Below are 16,836 nucleotides of genomic sequence, written 5' to 3'. Positions count from 1 at the left end.
TAGGGCACGATGCTCGCAGATGCGAGGGCCGACGCCAGATGGCGCCAGAGAAGGGATTTCGATGAACTACGTGCGCACCGGTATGTTGATGGCGGGCCTGACGGCGCTTTTCGGCGCGGTCGGCTACCTGCTCGGCGGCGGCGGCGGCATGCTGATGGCGCTCGGCTTCGCCGTCGTGACCAATCTCTTCAGCTACTGGAATTCCGACCGGCTGGCGCTGGCCGCCCACAATGCCCAGGAGGTCGATGCTGCGACCGCGCCCGAGCTCTGCGGCATGGTGCGCGACCTCGCCGCCCGCGCGAACATGCCAATGCCGCGCGTCTACCTGATCCACGAAGACCAGCCCAACGCCTTCGCCACCGGCCGCAACCCGCAGAACGCCGCTGTCGCGGCGACCACCGGCATCCTGCGCACGCTGACCTATGAGGAGCTCGCCGGCGTGATGGCGCACGAGCTCGCGCATATCAAGAACCACGACACGCTGACCATGACGATCACCGCGACCTTCGCCGGCGCGATCTCCTCGCTCGTCACCTTCGGCATGTTCTTCGGCTCGCGCGACAACCGCCCGAACTTCATCGTCCAGATCCTGCTCTCGATCCTCGCCCCGATGGCCGCCGCCCTGATCCAGATGGCGATTTCGCGTTCGCGCGAATACGAGGCCGACAAGCTCGGCGGCCAGATCTGCGGCAATCCGGTCTGGCTCGCCGACGCACTCGCCAAGATCGCGGCCGGCGTTCAGCACATCCCCAGCGAGACAGCCGAGGCCAAGCCTGCTACGGCGCACATGTTCATCATCAATCCCTTGACCGGCGGCGGCATGGATAATCTGTTTTCGACACACCCCGACACCGGCAACCGCATTGCCGCCCTGATGGAGCAGGCGCGTGCGCTCGGCATCGGCCGCAGCAGTACGGGCGCGGGCTTTACCGCCCAGGCCGACAACAGCCCTTGGGGCAATTCCCCGCGCCAGCCGGGCCCGTGGGGCTGAGATGGCAGATCAATCCTCCTCGCGCCGCCCCGCTCGGCCGGAAACGCCGCCCAAGCTCGACGATGCCCCGGGCCTGCCGGCGCGCCGGCTTGCGGCCACGGTCATCGACGAGGTCCTGCGCGCCCGCACCGCCCTCGATGAGACCCTGGAGCGGATGTTGCCGGAATCCGGGCTCGATGCCGCCGATGCGAGCCTCGCCCGCGCCATCGCTGTCACGGCCTTCCGCCGCCTCGGCACGATCCAGCACGCCATCGACGCGCGCCTCGAGCGCGGCAGCCCGCGCAAATCCGGCCCGTTCGAGCCGATCCTGACGGCCGCCGCCGCCCAGATCCTGTTCCTCGACGTGCCCGACCACGCGGCGGTCGACCTCGCCATCCGCCACCTGCACGAGGACGCGCGCTCGGCCCGCTATGCCGCACTCGGCAATGCGGTGCTGCGCCGCCTCGCCCGCGAGCGCGATGCGGTCCTCGCCGAGGCGCAAGCCGAGGTCTTCGGCGATACACCCGACTGGCTGGTGGAGAGCTGGTGCACGGCCTATGGCGAGGATACCGCCGCCGCGATGGCCCAGAGCCATCGCGAGGAGCCCCCGCTCGACCTCAGCGTCAAGGCCGATCCCGCCGGCTGGGCCGAAAAACTCGACGGCATCGCCCTGCCGATCGGCTCGGTGCGCTTGCGCGAGCGCCAGGCCATCGCCGGCCTGCCGGGCTTCGATGAGGGCGCGTGGTGGGTGCAGGACGCCGCCGCCGCCCTGCCGGTCAAGCTCCTCGCCCCGAAACCCGGCGAGCGCATCGCCGATCTCTGCGCCGCGCCCGGCGGCAAGACCGCCCAGATCGCCGCGGCCGGCGCGAGCGTCACCGCGCTTGATCGCTCCGGCCCGCGCCTGCGCCGGCTCAAGGCCAATCTGGCGCGGCTCGGCCTCTCCGCCGAAGTGGTCACCGCCGATGCCGTGACCTGGAAGGCCGATCCCTTCGACGCCGTGCTGCTCGATGCGCCCTGCAGCGCGACTGGCACGATCCGCCGCCATCCCGACGTCGCCTGGACCAAATTGCCCGAGGATCGCGACCGGCTGGCTGCCCTTCAGGCGCGTCTGTTCGATGCCGCCGCCGCGTTGACGAAACCCGGCGGACGCCTCGTCTACTGCACCTGTTCGCTCGAACGGCAGGAAGGCGAAGAACAGACCGCGGCCTTTCTCGCCCGCAATCCCCAGTTTCGTCGCGAACCCGTCCGCCCGGAGGAAATCGGCGGTTTGGCTGATGCGATCGACTCGAATGGCGATATCCGGACCCTGCCGCACCAATTGCAGGGCGAAACCCCGCGCCTTTCGGGATGGGCGGGATTTTACGCAACCCGCCTGATCAGGCTATGACGGAGCCAGGATTCGCGCGGCGCACCGCCGCGCCCGGGCACGGAGTCGACAGGGGATTTGAGCGGGTGGGCTGAGCGACGGGGGTTGGCCCAGGCCGCGATCGGACGGGCGGCGCGGCGAACCCGCGGCCAGTTCGTCGGCGCCACCCGCAGGCTCTGGCCCTTCGGCCGCAGCAACGCCACGCGCCTGCTCTTCGCCCCGCATGACCTCCGCACCGCCGACCCGACGACGGCCGGCGATTTCTATGCAGGCTATTACGCGTTCGCCGGGCGCACCCTGCGCAGCCACGGTGAATCGCCGTTCGACGCGACGCCGCCGAGCGATGCCTGGGCCGAGGCGCTCTACGGCTTCGGCTGGCTGCGCCATATGCGCGCCGCCGACACCGCGATCGCCCGCGCCAATGCCCGCAGCCTGGTCGAGGATTTCATCGCCAGGCGTCGCGACCGCCATGACATCGCGCGGCGCCCTGCGGTCGCTGCACGTCGGCTGATCGCCTTCCTGTCGCATTCCCCGCTGCTGCTGGAAGGCGCCGACCATGCCTTCTACGAGCGCTATCTGCGCCATGTCTCGCGCCTCACCGATCGGGTCAGCCTGGCGCTGGCCGGCGCCGTCGAGGGCGCCGACCGGCTGAACGGCCTGATCGCCATCGCCTTTGCCGCGATCTGCCTCGACGGGCAGGATGGCCACCGGCGCCGGATCGAGATCCTGCTGTCCGAGGAACTCGACGAGCAGATCCTGCCCGATGGCGGCCATCTCTCGCGCAATCCACGCCTGTTGATCGAATTCCTGCTCGACCTCCTGCCCTTGCGCGAGACCTTCGCCGCTCGCGGGCTCGAGCCACCGCGTGGGGTGATGACCGCGATCGAGCGGATGATGCCGCACTTACGCCTGTTCCGGCACGGCGACGGCGCGCTTGCCCTGTTCAACGGCATGGGCACGACCCCGCCCGACCTGATGGCGACGCTCGCGGCCTATGACGATGCCCGTGGCCGGCCGACCGAACATGCCGCCTATTCCGGCTACAGCCGCCTCGCGGCCGAGCGCAGCATCGTCGTCACCGATGCTGGCGCACCGCCGCGCGGCGCCTATTCGGTCGAGGCCCATGCCGGCTGCCTCGCCTTCGAATTCTCCAGCGGCCCGCAGCGCATCATCGTCAATTGCGGCGCCAGCCGCTTCGGCCCCCCGGAATTGAAGCTCGCCGCGCGCAGCACCGCCGCCCATTCGACGCTCGTCCTCGACGATCGCTCCAGCGCCAATTTCGGCATGGTTCTCGGCGAAATGCGCGTCGTCTCCGGCCCTCGCGATGTCCGCGTCGCCCGCCAGGACGGCGCTGATGGCGCCGAATGGGTCGCAAGCCATGACGGTTATCGCCGCAGCCTCGGTGCGACCCATACCCGCCGCCTGACGCTCGCCCGCGACGGCGCCGCACTGGCCGGCGAAGATGAGGTCGCCCTGACCGGGACGCGCACCGCGCTCGCGTCCGCCTTACGCTTCCACTTGCATCCGAATGTCCGCGCCAGCCTCGTTCGGGACGGCAGCGGCGCGCTTCTGGCGCTGGCCTCGGGCGAGGTCTGGAGCTTCGAGGCCGGCGGCCTGACCATCGCCATCGAGGAGAGCATCTTCCTTGCCTCCTCGGACGGGCGGCGGCGCACCGAGCAGCTCGTGATCGCCTTCGATGCCGTGGCGACGCCGCGCGTGACCTGGCGCTTCAGCCGGATCAGCACCGCCAATCCCCGTGCCGGCAAGACGGTCGCCGCTGCGATCGCCGAGCGCGAAGCCGCGGAACCCGCTCCCGACGCGTGACGGTTCTGCGACGGCGGCTTTTGCCTTTTGCAGCGCAGCATGATAGCCCGCGCGCGTCTGCCGAAACTGCCTTTCCGCAATCAAAGCCGGACCTGATCCCGATGCCGAATGAGCTTCGCCGCGTCGAACGCGCGCTCCTTTCCGTTTCCGACAAGACGGGGCTGATCGATTTCGCGCGCGCCCTCCACAAGCTCGGCATCGCGCTGGTCTCGACCGGCGGCACCGCCAAGGCGATCGCCGAAGCCGGCCTCCCCGTCAGCGACGTCTCCGATCTCACGGGTTTCCCCGAGATGATGGACGGACGGGTCAAGACCCTGCATCCGAAGGTCCATGGCGGCCTGCTCGCCATCCGCTCGCATCCCGAGCACCAGGCCTCGATGCTCGGCCACGGCATCCAGCCGATCGACCTGCTCGTCGTGAACCTCTACCCGTTCGAAGCCACCGTCGCGGCCGGCAAGGCCTATGACGACTGCATCGAGAACATCGATATCGGCGGCCCGGCAATGATCCGCGCCGCCGCCAAGAACCATCATGACGTCGCGGTCGTGGTCGAGCCGGCGGACTATCCGTCCGTCCTCGCCGATCTCGAGGCCCAGAAGGGCGCGACCACGCTGACTTTGCGTCGCAAGCTCGCCCAGAAGGCCTATGCCCGCACCGCGGCCTATGACGCGGCGATCTCGAACTGGTTCGCGAACGAGCTCGGCGACACCGCCCCGCATTTCCGCGCGCTCGGCGGCGCGCTGGCCGAAACCATGCGCTATGGCGAGAACCCGCATCAATGGGCCGCCTTCTACCGCACCCCGGAGAACCGGCCGGGCGTCTCGACCGCGCGTCAGGTCCAGGGCAAGCAGCTCTCCTACAACAACATCAACGACACCGACGCCGCCTTCGAATGCGTCGCCGAGTTCGTCCCCGAGGCTTCGGCCGCCTGCGTCATCGTCAAGCACGCCAACCCCTGCGGCGTCGCCGCCGGCGGCTCGCTGCTCGAAGCCTATGAGCGCGCGCTGGCCTGCGACCCCGTCTCGGCCTTCGGCGGCATCGTCGCGCTGAACCGCAAGCTCGACGCGACCGCAGCGAAGAAGATCGTCGAGGTCTTCACCGAAGTCATCATCGCGCCCGACGCCGACGAGGAGGCGATCGCCATGATCGCCGCCAAGAAGAACCTGCGCCTGCTGCTGACCGGCGGCCTGCCGGATGTCCGCTCGCCCGGCCTGTCGCTGCGCACCGTCTCCGGCGGCTTCCTCGCCCAGTCGCGCGACAACGCCGTCGTCGACGACATGGAGCTGAAGGTCATGACGAAGCGCCAACCGAGCGAGCGTGAACTCGCCGATCTGCGCTTCGCCTTCCGCGTCGCCAAGCACGTCAAGTCGAACGCCATCGTCTATGCCAAGGACCTCGCCACGGTCGGCATCGGCGCCGGCCAGATGAGCCGCGTCGATTCCTCTCGCATCGCCGCCTGGAAGGCCGCAGAGGCCGCGAAGGCGGCAGGCCTGCCCGAGACGCTCGCCAAGGGCTCCGTCGTCGCCTCCGACGCCTTCTTCCCCTTCGCCGACGGCCTGCTGGCGGCGGCCGATGCCGGTGCCACCGCGGTGATCCAGCCCGGCGGTTCGATGCGCGACGACGAGGTCATCAAGGCGGCCGACGAAGCCGGCCTCGCCATGGTCTTCACCGGGCACCGCCACTTCCGCCATTGACGGCGGCACGGGCCGCAGGACACCCTCGCTGACGGGTTGCGCGCGAAAGCGCGCAGCAGGGGATAGGGGTCTGCATGGCCAAAGCTCACAAACCCGGCGCGCTGCTCAGGGAGCGCGTCGAACACCAGCATGCGAGGGTCTCCTACGTCGAGCTGTTCTTCGACCTGGTCTTCGTCTTCGCGATCACCCAGATTTCGCACACGCTGCTGGAGCATTTCAGCCCGCTCGGCGTCGCGCAGGCCGCCTTTCTGCTCGGCGCCGTCTGGTGGATCTGGGTCTATACGAGCTGGGTCACGAACTGGCTCGATCCCGAGCGCCCCCCGGTCAGGATCCTGCTCTTCGTCCTGATGTTTCTCGGCCTGGTGATGTCCTGCGCCTTGCCCGAGGCCTTCGGTGCGAACGGCCTTGCCTTCGCCGGCGCCTATGTCGCCGCCCAGCTCGTCCGCTCGATCTTCACGATGGTGAGCCTCAAGGACGCCTCGCCCGCCAATTACCGCAACTTCCAGCGCATCACGATCTGGCTCGTCTGCTCCGGCGCATTCTGGATCGCCGGTGGCTTGAGCGAAGGTCCCCTGCGCTTCGGCCTCTGGCTGGTCGCGCTCGGCATCGAATATGTCGGCCCGGCCGCCGGCTTCCGCGTTCCGGGCCTTGGGCACTCCCGCACCAGCGACTGGAATGTCGAAGGCGGGCATCTCTCCGAGCGCTGCGCCCTCTTCATCATCATCGCGCTCGGTGAATCCGTTCTGATGACGGGCGCGACCGCCGCGAAGCTGCCGGTGACGGCCGTCAACCTGACAGCCTTCCTCAATTCCTTCCTGAGCTCGGTCGCGATGTGGTGGATTTATTTCCATATCGGTGCCGAACGGGCGAGCCATCACATCGCACGCTCCGACGACCCCGGCCGGATCGCACGCATCGCCTATACCTATCTGCACGTGCTGCTGGTCGCCGGCATCATCCTGGTCGCCGTCGGCGACGAACTGGTCATCGCCCATCCCACCGGCCATACCGATGGCAGAACGGCGATCGCGGTCCTGGCCGGCCCGGCCTTCTATCTGCTCGGCAACCTGCTGTTCAAACGCATCACGGCCGGCTGGTATCCGCTGTCCCATCTGGTCGGCCTCGGCTTACTCGCCGTGCTGACACCGGCCTGGACGGTGTTGCCACCGCTGGGCTTCAGCCTGGCTGCGACCGCGATCCTGGTCCTGGTCGCCGCCTGGGAAGCGGTCTCGCTGCGGGCCAAGGAGGCCTGATCCATGCACGCCATCAATTTCATTGGATAATCGGAAAGAGCCCTTTAGAGCACATGGATGGGAAACGCCTCATGGCCGCCTCGTCACAACAATCATGGCCGGGTTCGCAGAGTTCGAGCGCTCGTTGATTTTGGCGCGAACCAGCGAGGGCCTTAGCCGCGCTAAGGCCCGAGGCGTGAAACTCGGCCGGCCGTTCGGGATGACCCACCATCAGCGGCAAGAGGCCCTGGCTAGGAAAGCTGCCGGCGAACCTGTTCGAGAGATCGCCCGTAGCTACAATGTAAGCCCGAGCACGATATCGCGGCTCCTCTAACGCCGCGCGACGTGGGATCGCAATCGACAGGCCGCATGGGAGGCTGCGCCGGGTAATCTAACCAATGTAGGCGACACCGATAGGAACTCTTCGACAATCAGGAAGGGGCCGAAGGATCGAAGGCGCAAGAGATCGCCTAGCCACGCTGCGATTACTCGATTTTGACGATGACATTGCCAATCGTTCCGCCCTCAACTGCTTCGTGCGCGGCGGCGGTTTCGCTGAGCGGGAATGTCGGTCCGATACGGGCAATCGCTTCGCCCTGAGCAAGAGCGCGCGTGACGCCAGCCACTGCACGTTCTCGCTGCTGCGCGTCCAATTGATAGATCAGGAAGAAGTTCAACTGGATCGAATTGGCGAGGAAGGCAAAGGCAGGAATCGTCGCTTCGGCTCCCGTGCCGTAAACAATGACCTTTCCCTTTGGTTGGAGTACCGCCGGAATCAGACCGGCGTTGGCCGATAGGTCCATCTCGGTGATAGCGTCGACGCCGCGTCTCCCCGTGATATCAGCAATACGGTCGCCCACATTTTCACGCTTATAGTCGATGCAATGGTCGGCGCCGGCTTCGCGCGCTGCCATCGCCTTGTCCGGCGATGAGATCGTGCTGATCACGGTCGCGCCCCGAGCCTTGGCGAATTGAATGGCGAACTGGCTCACCGCCCCTGCGCCGCCGGATACGAGCAAGGTTGTGCCCTGACCGACCCCGGCAAGCTCGACAGCGTGGTAGGCCGTCAGCGCAGGGATGCCGAGAGCGGCGCCCTCCTCGAAGCTAAGTGCAGCTGGCAAGGGAACGGCCTGCGCGGCCGGCAGTGCAATGAACTCGGCGGCTGTTCCAAATGGGCGCTGCCACTGCCCGTTCCAGATCCAGACCCGCTCGCCGAGGCGTGACTTCGCAACGCCAGGACCAATGGATTCGATTTCTCCAGCACCGTCGCTATGTGGGATGATCAGCGGGAACGGCGACTTTCGGTGTCCGCGGCTTTTGACATCGGATGGATTGACCCCCGACGCGTACAAGCGCACGCGAACCTCCCCAACTCCCGGGCTTGGAGTTTCAACGTCTCCGATGCGCAGCACATCGCGCGCTGGCCCGTTGGTCTCATAGAATACTGCACGCATCGATCAGTATCCCTCAGCAATGTGAGAGCCTGGAAGAACGATAGCTCTGTGCGGCCCGGCCAAGCGCTAGTGACAGCCGGACGGACCATAGCGACAATGGAGCTCGCTGTGCCGCGCCGGCTACCACAGAGCAGCTTTTTGCTCGGCCTCAACCAGTGCCCACACCGGATCGAGAGCGACACGCACGATCACTCCCGTGTCGAAGACCTCGTTGAATTCAAGCCGCCGGTCGGCTGTCATCACCACCTCGCGCTCGCTGTTTGGACCACTGTAGCGAAAGGAATCGCCGAGGACGCGGGCCTTAAAATGGGTCGCGCCAGCCGGCTTGACGACAAGGCTCAGGGCCCGAGGAGGCCCCCGAACTGTAAAGCCCGTCACGATGCCGGAAGGTTCGGCTCCGGTGATGACCAGCATGAATTGGCGGTTCGAATTAACGAACCCGGTGCTGCTGACCCAGATGCCGACGAAGCGGCGATGTTCAGGGAGAACACCACGCCCGATCCGGCTGATCTGGAATGGCGGAAGCGGAAGCTCCTTCTCTGCTGCAATTGCCGTAATCCGCCGCGCGTCGTCTTCTGTGAAGAGAGCGTTGGCTGACGATGGCAACCACAGGTGGGCTGTAAGATATCCAGCTGCAGCCAGGCAGCAGATGGTAATGGCGGCCGTCGCCAGAGACGCCCGTTTGCGCTGTACAGGCGACCATAAAACGAGGCGACGACCAGGTGACCCGACAATCGGGGTTTGAGATCGCTCGGGTGGCGGCAGCGAGTCGTGCTCTTTGGCCGCGCGGGGGTGGCCAACGTTCAGCAGGTATCCGCGACGGGGTACGGTTTCGATCAGGAGATGATCGGTGTCACCCAGCTTGTCTCGCAGCTCGCGAATGCACTGAACGAGCGAGTCATCCGTGACAGCGACATTTGGCCATACGACCTCAAACAGTTCCCGCTTCGACACCAGCCGTCCAGCATTCTCGGCAAGGTGACGGAGAACCTCGAACGCCTTGGGCCGTAGTGCAATCTCCTGATCGCCCGCTCTTAGGCGTTCGCGCGTCAAATCCAGCGCAAATCGGTCGAACTGTAGAAGTTTCGGAAGCGCCGGGTCCATGGTGCTTAGCTCCCACCCTAGCCCGCTCGATGAACTGCGTCCGCCGACTATAGGCGAAATATCGGCATTCCGTCACCCATTGACCGTGACCAAACGGAATGCTCTTCGCTATTAACGACTTCGGAGGTTGGCGGCGGGGCGCCTCGTCATCCTTGGGGTGATGAACTGGTCGCCGGAATGGTATCGCCCCAGCAAGCACGCGATCGACGATCTGGCGCGGCAGTTCGCTGCATTTTTAAGCAGACACGGCGATATTTCGCCGAGCAGAGCCTCGAGTTGATTGCAATCAGGGCAATGAAGGCGGCTTGATCACAACGGCTACGCGGCCGGCAGGCGACGATGAGCACCGCCAAATTCATCACGGCGGCGCTCACGCTCTGCAGTGCGGTCCGGGCCTTCGCCTGTCTGTCGCGGATTTTGCGCATTGCCGGGCATCAGGATGGAACGCCAACCGTTTCCTGTGCGATCTGAGGCCTGCTCGGCGCTTTGTTCAAAGCCGGTCCCTGGACGAGGAGTTCCCTGCGGCTCGCCATGATGACCTTGCTGTGATCGGCATGACGATGCCCCTGTCGCAGCCCGCAGGACCGATCTGGTTGACGAACTCACCACGGCGTGAATTCTGCGGAGCAGTTCGAGAGGACAGATCGACGCATTTCGCCGGGGCAGCCTGCGTCAAGACAGGGCGGGAAATCTCTCCGAGTGCAGGAAAGAAGCCAGCGACGATCACGATCAACTCCAGCATTTCAAAAACTCCAGTTACATTAACATTCTTATTCGTCGGATTTGAGCTGGTTAAGCTTGAGGCGGAGCCGTGGCGCGGAAGACGCTAACGCTGCGTCACCCATATGTGCTAAGTTTGCTGCGGTGGGGAACGACGCTTTCAACTACGCTCCAAGTGCGCCGCCGAATTTGTCGGACCGTTGCCGAATTTGTCTAAAATTGCTTGCGTCACAGTAAGAAAGCTGGACGGAGACGCCTATGGCCGCGGGCACGAGCACCCCTGTGCTGACAATGTTCGACGTTGTCCGAGCCGAAGCTCTGGAGGATTCGAGCGGCAAGATTCGCGTGATTGAACGGGCCGCACACTCAAACCGCACCTACACCTACCAATTGCAGGATCGTGCTCTTTGGCACCCACGCTTCGAGCCGCCGATTTTTACCCTTGCGACACGTGGCGCCGGCTCTCTTCTGACGAGTTTTGTCGCGAGCAGTTTTAGCACCGAGGTCACCGTCGATGGCGATGAAGGGAGCCTGTATTGTTTCACGACGATGCTCGCGGGCCATATAACCTTGGAACAGAAGGGAAGATCCACGACAGCCACACAACAAACCGGTCTCACTTGGAGGCCCGGTCCCGGCGGTCGCCTTTTAATCAGCGACGATAACGCGCGCACCAATGTTTTCTTGAAGGCTGCGGATATCGAGAGCACGCTTGAACACATGCTGGATGAGCGGTTGCGTCGGCCGCTGATTTTCGAGCCCAGCCTCGATTGGGGCACCGGGCTTACAGCCAGCCTGAAAAGCCAACTCGATTTCGTTACACAGGAATTTCAACGGCGGGACGGTGTTGCCAATAACCCAGTCGCACTTGCGTCGCTGACGGACCTACTCGTCTCGCTGATTTTGCGTGGCACCACTCATAATTACTCTGATCGACTCGCAAATGCAGCCGGAAACCCAATTCCGGCCTATGTTCGACGCGCGGAAGACTTCATGCGCGCCCACGGCGCGGAGCCTATCCGTATGTCACATATCGCTGCGGCCGCAGGCTGCAGCTTGCGAACCTTGACGGCTGTGTTCAGGCATTTTCGCGGCAGCACCCCTTTGGCTGCATTGCATGCTGTCCGGCTTGATCTAGCGCATGCCGATCTGGCTCGGGGCATACGCGACGCCTCGGTCGCTACCGTCGCCCGCCGATACGGCTTCACTAACACGGCACGCTTTAGAACCGCCTTTCATCGCCGATTCGGTGAGACTCCTATTGAAATCGCCCGATATGCGTCCATACGGACGGCGCCGGCCTCCGACGATCCTGCAAAAGACGAATGACCGGTTGCGGTTTGATCGATCCTGGCAGCGCGCAAGGGCTGGCGGCCAGCCATTCGCCGGCCGGCAAAGCTCTCAAAGAAATAATCGAGACAAGCGTCTCTTTAAGAATCCAGCTTACTATCCGGCGGAGTCCTCAGAATCTCCGTCCACATCTCCCACGTCCCGCTCGCTAACGATACCCAAATATCTTTAGTGAGGAGCTTCTCCGCGTCAGCTTCGACTGCAAGATTTCGCGCGATATGGACAAATTCGGCAGCGGTTCGACAAATTCGGCGACGAACCTTCGCTCATTACCGAAAGAATTTCTCCCCTGTCGCCCAGCATGACACAGCTATCGGCGAAATATCGGCATTCGATCGCTTCTCCATCATGACCTAACGAAAATTTCGTTGCTACGAAGGCTAACCGGCAACGGGCGGGACAAACCCGGGCCCACTCAATCCAAACGCCTGCACTCAAAGAGGCGCAAATGGGACGGTCTTCAGTGTTCGCTATATGCGCCTGCATCCTGTGGGGCGGCCTCGCGGAGGGCGCGCAATTGACGACGCGTCAGGCTCGGGCCTGTGTTGCCTGGGACAGGGAACTCGCGCGGATGCTTGAGCGGAGCGAGTTATTCAGCCTCAACACCGCAGAGCTGCGTGACGGCATTCGCGTTGAAGCCTTCAAGCTGCGGGAGCGATGTGCTCGTGACATTAGCATGGCGTCCCTCAATCGCTATGTCATGCTCACGAAGCTTCTCTATGACGACGAAGCTGATGAGGTCGAATCATTCAGTAAAAATCAAGTACACGGAGATTGATGCACGCTTAGTTCAATATAATCTAGGAATTCTATAGATTCTACCGTTATCTGCAGCTTATGCAGGTTAGTTCCATGAGAACACTCAGTCGATATCTATTCTTTGGGGCAACATTACTTACGGCGACCCTGAATTTCGAAGCGCCTGCGCGTGACGAGACAATAGAGCGCCTGCGTCTCGGCTCCGGCTTCGAAATCGTCATAGGGGAGAGCCACCCTGATCCGGGAGGGCGGCTACTGGAGGCCCTCGCTATGTGGGTCGGAGCGAAGCTGGGACAGTCGATACCCACGTCCTTGCCGAAACTCGTATTCAAGCCGGTTGGCCAAGTTTCCGCTTTACGGCTCAAGCAATACGCGTCCGAAATCATACAGCAACACGGTCGGCCAGATATCCTGTCGATCTACGATTCCCGCGAGAAGATCATTTATCTGGCGGACACATGGACCGGCGCAACGGCAGCTGATTTGTCGGTTCTCGTGCACGAGCTAGTTCATCATTTTCAGGAGGCACATCAATCCAAATTTGAATGTGACGCGGCACGCGAAGCCAAGGCTTTCGAATTGCAGGAAACGTGGCTGAAATTATTTGGGGGGTCGCTTGAGAAAGAGTTCCAGATCGACCCATTCACGCTCCTGGTAAGAACATCCTGCGGAATGTAAGAGCTTTCAGCTCGTTAACGCCTCTCGGGAATTAGGGGGCTGCGGTGCAAGTCACATACGATTTCTCACAACAGACCGTCATTGTGACGGGTGGTGCCCGTGGGATCGGCAGAGCCATCGCGGCCAGCTTCGTGGCAAGTGGAGCCGACGTCTGGATCTGGGACGTCGAGCCCGTCGAACTTGCCGGAGCGCAGTCCGTTACCGTCGATGTGACCAAACGTGATAAGATCGCCAGCGGGCTGGCGCTTCTGGAAGGCAGAAGCGTCGACGTTCTCGTGAATGATGCGGGGCATCTCGGGCGTTATCAGCCATTTGAGAGCTTAGAACCGGCTGAGTGGCAGCAAATCCTGCAAGTGAACCTCGTTGGGATGCTAGAAGTCACACACCAGATTCTGCCGTTGATGCGGGCTGCGGGCAAAGGGCGGATCGTCAACATGGGCTCGCTTGCGGGCAAGGAAGGATTGCCGAACCTCGCCGTCTATTCCGCCGCGAGTGCGGGCGTCATCGCCTTTACGAAAGCGCTTTCCCGCGAAGTCAATGATACCGGCATCCGCGTCAACTGCGTGGCGCCGGGACCCATCGACACGCGAATGATCCGGGATTTGGGCAATGAGACAGTCGACGCCATGGTTGCCGCCAGCCCGCTCAGCCGGCTGGGCGACCCAGTGGAGGTGGCGGCTCTAGTATTGTGGCTTTGCTCCGATGCAAGCGCGTTCAATACGGGTGCCGTCTTCGATATGTCCGGCGGGCGGGCCAGATACTAGGGCTGCCTTGGCTGCCCGGAACCGGACGCGTCGAAAGTCAGCTATGGGTCGAGTTGGACGGTCGACGGTGGTTCAAGTCAGCTCGGTTTTTCAATTCCGTGCGAACGGCCCCCTCCCGCAATTCGCGAGGGTGCCCCCTGGTTCTAGGCCAGTCATTGATCCCCGAATTCCCTGATTAGGCAGTTGGCCGCTATCGCGAAGAGCATCAGGAAAAGCCCCAGCGCCGCCAAAAGCTCATTGGGCGTGATCAGAAGTACGATCAAATCGAAGCCCTCTCTAATCCTGAGGCGGTGTCGGGATCAGATCCGGCGTGATGCCGGCAGGCGTCATGTGACCGCGAGCAGTCCTCTGCACTTCAGCCATGAGCGAAAAGCTGTAGCTGCTTTGTAGATTTAGGTCGATTATGTCGGATTGATTCAACTGTAATCAATTGATTATAAATCGCTTTCTGAGAGATTGAGGTTTAGTCCATGCATACCATCAAGGTCATCGGCATCGGCTTCGCCTTGCTCGGCATCCTGCTCGTGCTGGCGCCGCGCCTCTCGATCTCCGCTGGGCGGCCGATCCCCTTCGCGGTGAAACTCTTCCTGCCGCTCTGGTTCGCCGGCGCGCTGATCAATCTCTGGATCGGCGTCATCAGCGCAGGCTATACCGTGATGGAGGAAGCGCCGATCTTCCTCGTCGTCTTCGGCGTGCCGGCGGTCGCCAGCCTGCTGATCCTGTGGCTGACCTCCCGAATTGCCCGATGAGCCTCGAATCCGTCCGCGCCTTCTTCGCCCAGCACGCACCCGACATCGCCGTCATCGTCACCGATGACAGCAGCGCGACCGTGCCGCTCGCCGCCGCCGCCCATGGCGTGGAGCCCGGCCAGATCGCCAAGACGCTCTCCTTGCGTATCGGCGACGAAGTCGTGCTCGTCGTCACCCGCGGCGATGCCCGGCTCGACAACAGGAAGGCCAAGGCCGCGCTCGGCGGCAAGCCGCGCATGCTAGGCCAGGAAGAGGTCGAGGCCCTGACCGGCCACCCCGTGGGCGGTGTCTGCCCGTTCGGGCTCGCGACGCCGCTCAAGGTCTATTGCGATGTCTCGCTGAAGGCCTTTGACATCGTCGTGCCGGCCGCAGGCTCGACCCATAGCGCGCTGCGGATCGCGCCGCAGCGCATGGCCGAACTGACACAGGCCGAATGGGTCGATACCTGCCAGGAGGCCGTGCAGGCGGCCGCAGCAGCAGAGTGAAGCTCAGCCCTGGGTCCGGGCGATCAATTCCATCGCCGCCGCGGGATTGCGCACCTTGTCCCCGCTGATCACATAGAGGAAGACGTCGCGTTTCTCGGCCTTGGCAGCCGGACCGACCGTCTCCAAGTCGTCCGGCACGCCGCCCTGGGCCCAGACCTGCGCGGCCTTGACCCAGCGATCGAGCCCGGCCTCGGAATAGCCCTTCGGCTCCGCCTCCTTGGTCCCCATGATCCGCGCATAGACGAAGGGCGCGGTCACATCGGCGATCTGGGTGTAGTCCGCATCGGCCGAGGTGATGACGGCCACGCCATAGCCGCGCAGCAACGCGATGAAATCCGGCGAGCGGAAACTGTCATGTCGGACCTCAACGGCATGGCGCAGCTTGATCCCGTCCAGCTCCTTCGGCAGGAGCTTAAGGAAGGCCTCGAAATCGGCGGGATCGAACTGCTTCGTCGGCATGAACTGCCAATTGATCGGCCCGAGCTTGTGCTTGAGCTCGGTCAGACCGCTGGTCAGGAATTTCTCGACCGAAGGTCCCGCTTCGGCCAGCACCCGACGGTTCGTGCAGAAGCGCGAGCCTTTCAGGGCGAAGACGAAATCGTCGGGTGTCTCTTCGCGCCATCTGGCGAAGCTCTCCGGCTTCTGCGAGCCGTAGTAGGTGCCGTTGATCTCGATCGAGGTGAGTTTGCTCGCGGCATATTCCAGCTCTCGCTTCTGCGGCAGCCCGTCCGGGTAGAACGCCCCGCGCCAAGGCTCGAACACCCAGCCGCCGATGCCGATATGGATCTTGCCTGCTTCGCGGACCATGGTTCGCTCCGTTCTTCCGTGCCGATATTGGCGGCAGCGACCAGTCCAGCGCCACCCGTTTTCGGCAGATATGGACATTAGCCCGATAAGAGACAGCCGAATGTCAGGAGAACCGCCGAACGATCCAACCCGGAAGCTTCGGTACCGGGCTTGGGCCAGGAACGGCCTGATGATGCGGCGATCCCTATCTCCTGCGCAACAGGCGCAGGTGGCAACGACACCGCAAGAGCAACCCAAGATTGATGGGATCTGTCCGGACCACCTGCAGCTCGTAGACCTTTACCGGCCGCACACGATCCATTCAATCCGCAACGGTTGGGGGGAGCATGCCGCGGATTGGAAAGGGGCCAAGCGATCGAAGAGCAAGCGCCTTTCTCGTGGCTTGCCGCGAGACGTTGACGCTATCCCAAACAGAGCTCGGTCTCCTGGTTGGCGTTAGTCAGCAGCAGATCTCGAAGTACGAAAAAAATATGAGCAGCGTTCCACGCGAGATACTGGAGAAAGTTGGAGCTCTTGCTGGAATGGGCTTCGAAGAATTTGGGCAGCCCGAGTTGCCATCGCCTTTTGAACGAAGCGGCTTCGAGGCTAAGAGCCAGGTGCCCTACACGGCGCAAAGCACCCCAGAGATCGCGGATGACTTAGCCATACGGCAGAAACGGGGGATGTTTCTCGACCTCGGGAAGCTTCACGATCCGATGGATCGGAAAAGTCTGCAGGCCCAGTATGCGAAGATGCTGAGAAAGCAGAGGAAGGAGTAGCCTTTCCCGAAGGGCAGCACCCCGAACACGAAAGCCCCGCCGCGATTGCGACGGGGCTTTTGTGTTTGGTTGCGGGGGCCAGATTTGAACTGACGACCTTCAGGTTATGAGCCTGACGAGCT

Annotated in this window: 16 protein-coding genes; 13 read left to right on the top strand and 3 right to left on the bottom strand. The window is 63.4% G+C overall.

The genetic code is table 11. The annotated features are described in order from the left end of the window. Positions 1-61: 61 nt before the first annotated feature. The 6 genes from htpX to ASE61_RS05805 all read left to right on the top strand — a co-directional run bounded on the left by htpX (position 62) and on the right by ASE61_RS05805 (position 7,420). Positions 62-991 (top strand): zinc metalloprotease HtpX, encoded by a 930-nt coding sequence (htpX, locus tag ASE61_RS05830; RefSeq protein WP_061965694.1) that lies wholly within the window; start codon positions 62-64, stop codon positions 989-991. 1 nt (position 992) lies between these two features. Then, positions 993-2,357, top strand: coding sequence for an RsmB/NOP family class I SAM-dependent RNA methyltransferase (locus tag ASE61_RS05825; protein WP_082617244.1), 1,365 nt, complete (start codon positions 993-995; stop codon positions 2,355-2,357). An 84-nt stretch (positions 2,358-2,441) separates the two neighbouring features. Continuing rightward, entirely contained in the window at positions 2,442-4,160 is a 1,719-nt protein-coding gene (locus ASE61_RS05820; RefSeq protein ID WP_244492731.1) for a heparinase II/III family protein, read from the top strand. A 101-nt stretch (positions 4,161-4,261) separates the two neighbouring features. Continuing rightward, on the top strand, positions 4,262-5,854 hold the full coding sequence (purH, locus tag ASE61_RS05815) for a bifunctional phosphoribosylaminoimidazolecarboxamide formyltransferase/IMP cyclohydrolase (RefSeq protein WP_061965692.1): 1,593 nt from the start codon (positions 4,262-4,264) through the stop codon (positions 5,852-5,854). A gap of 74 nt (positions 5,855-5,928) precedes the next feature. Beyond that, a complete protein-coding gene (locus ASE61_RS05810; protein WP_061965690.1) occupies positions 5,929-7,107 on the top strand; it encodes a low temperature requirement protein A in 1,179 nt (392 codons plus the stop codon). Positions 7,108-7,201: 94 nt separating this feature from the next. Further along, entirely contained in the window at positions 7,202-7,420 is a 219-nt protein-coding gene (locus ASE61_RS05805) for a helix-turn-helix domain-containing protein (RefSeq protein ID WP_082617242.1), read from the top strand. Positions 7,421-7,571: 151 nt separating this feature from the next. Here ASE61_RS05805 and ASE61_RS05800 read toward each other — a convergent pair whose 3' ends face one another. Both ASE61_RS05800 and ASE61_RS25870 read right to left on the bottom strand, forming a co-directional pair. Next, on the bottom strand, positions 7,572-8,540 hold the full coding sequence (locus ASE61_RS05800; RefSeq protein WP_061965688.1) for an NADPH:quinone reductase: 969 nt from the start codon (positions 8,538-8,540) through the stop codon (positions 7,572-7,574). Positions 8,541-8,660: 120 nt separating this feature from the next. Continuing rightward, the gene (locus ASE61_RS25870; protein WP_082617241.1) at positions 8,661-9,644 is read right to left on the bottom strand and encodes a winged helix-turn-helix domain-containing protein; all 984 of its coding nucleotides are present in this window, start codon (positions 9,642-9,644) and stop codon (positions 8,661-8,663) included. Between the two features lie 978 nt (positions 9,645-10,622). Between ASE61_RS25870 and ASE61_RS05785 the strand changes: the two genes are divergently transcribed. From ASE61_RS05785 to ASE61_RS05760, 6 genes are all read left to right on the top strand, one after another. After that, entirely contained in the window at positions 10,623-11,693 is a 1,071-nt protein-coding gene (locus ASE61_RS05785) for a helix-turn-helix domain-containing protein (RefSeq protein ID WP_061965681.1), read from the top strand. Between the two features lie 538 nt (positions 11,694-12,231). Continuing rightward, on the top strand, positions 12,232-12,492 hold the full coding sequence (locus ASE61_RS05780; protein WP_156406996.1) for a hypothetical protein: 261 nt from the start codon (positions 12,232-12,234) through the stop codon (positions 12,490-12,492). A gap of 74 nt (positions 12,493-12,566) precedes the next feature. Continuing rightward, the gene (locus ASE61_RS05775) at positions 12,567-13,151 is read left to right on the top strand and encodes a DUF6647 family protein (protein WP_156406995.1); all 585 of its coding nucleotides are present in this window, start codon (positions 12,567-12,569) and stop codon (positions 13,149-13,151) included. A 44-nt stretch (positions 13,152-13,195) separates the two neighbouring features. Continuing rightward, complete coding sequence (locus ASE61_RS05770; protein WP_061965675.1) at positions 13,196-13,915, top strand: SDR family NAD(P)-dependent oxidoreductase; 720 nt, start codon at positions 13,196-13,198, stop codon at positions 13,913-13,915. Positions 13,916-14,385: 470 nt separating this feature from the next. Beyond that, a complete protein-coding gene (locus tag ASE61_RS05765; RefSeq protein WP_061965673.1) occupies positions 14,386-14,664 on the top strand; it encodes a hypothetical protein in 279 nt (92 codons plus the stop codon). Then, positions 14,661-15,149 carry a YbaK/EbsC family protein gene (locus tag ASE61_RS05760; protein ID WP_061965671.1) on the top strand — a complete coding sequence of 163 codons (489 nt, stop codon included), beginning with the start codon at positions 14,661-14,663 and terminating at the stop codon, positions 15,147-15,149. Before ASE61_RS05765 ends, ASE61_RS05760 begins: the two co-directional genes overlap by 4 nt. A gap of 3 nt (positions 15,150-15,152) precedes the next feature. On the opposite strand, the gene ASE61_RS05755 is transcribed toward ASE61_RS05760, so the two are convergent. Continuing rightward, positions 15,153-15,956 (bottom strand): DUF72 domain-containing protein, encoded by an 804-nt coding sequence (locus ASE61_RS05755; protein ID WP_061965669.1) that lies wholly within the window; start codon positions 15,954-15,956, stop codon positions 15,153-15,155. A gap of 326 nt (positions 15,957-16,282) precedes the next feature. Here ASE61_RS05755 and ASE61_RS05750 point away from each other — a divergent pair, with 326 nt between their 5' ends. Continuing rightward, positions 16,283-16,714, top strand: a complete 432-nt coding sequence (locus ASE61_RS05750; RefSeq protein ID WP_082617240.1) for a helix-turn-helix domain-containing protein — start codon at positions 16,283-16,285, stop codon at positions 16,712-16,714. The last annotated feature ends 122 nt before the right edge of the window (positions 16,715-16,836 follow it).

The organism is Allobosea sp. Root670, assembly GCF_001429415.1.
Lineage (GTDB): Bacteria > Pseudomonadota > Alphaproteobacteria > Rhizobiales > Beijerinckiaceae > Allobosea > Allobosea robiniae.
Note: the sequence above shows the minus strand (reverse complement) of the source record. Positions and strands in the feature narration are given on the sequence as shown.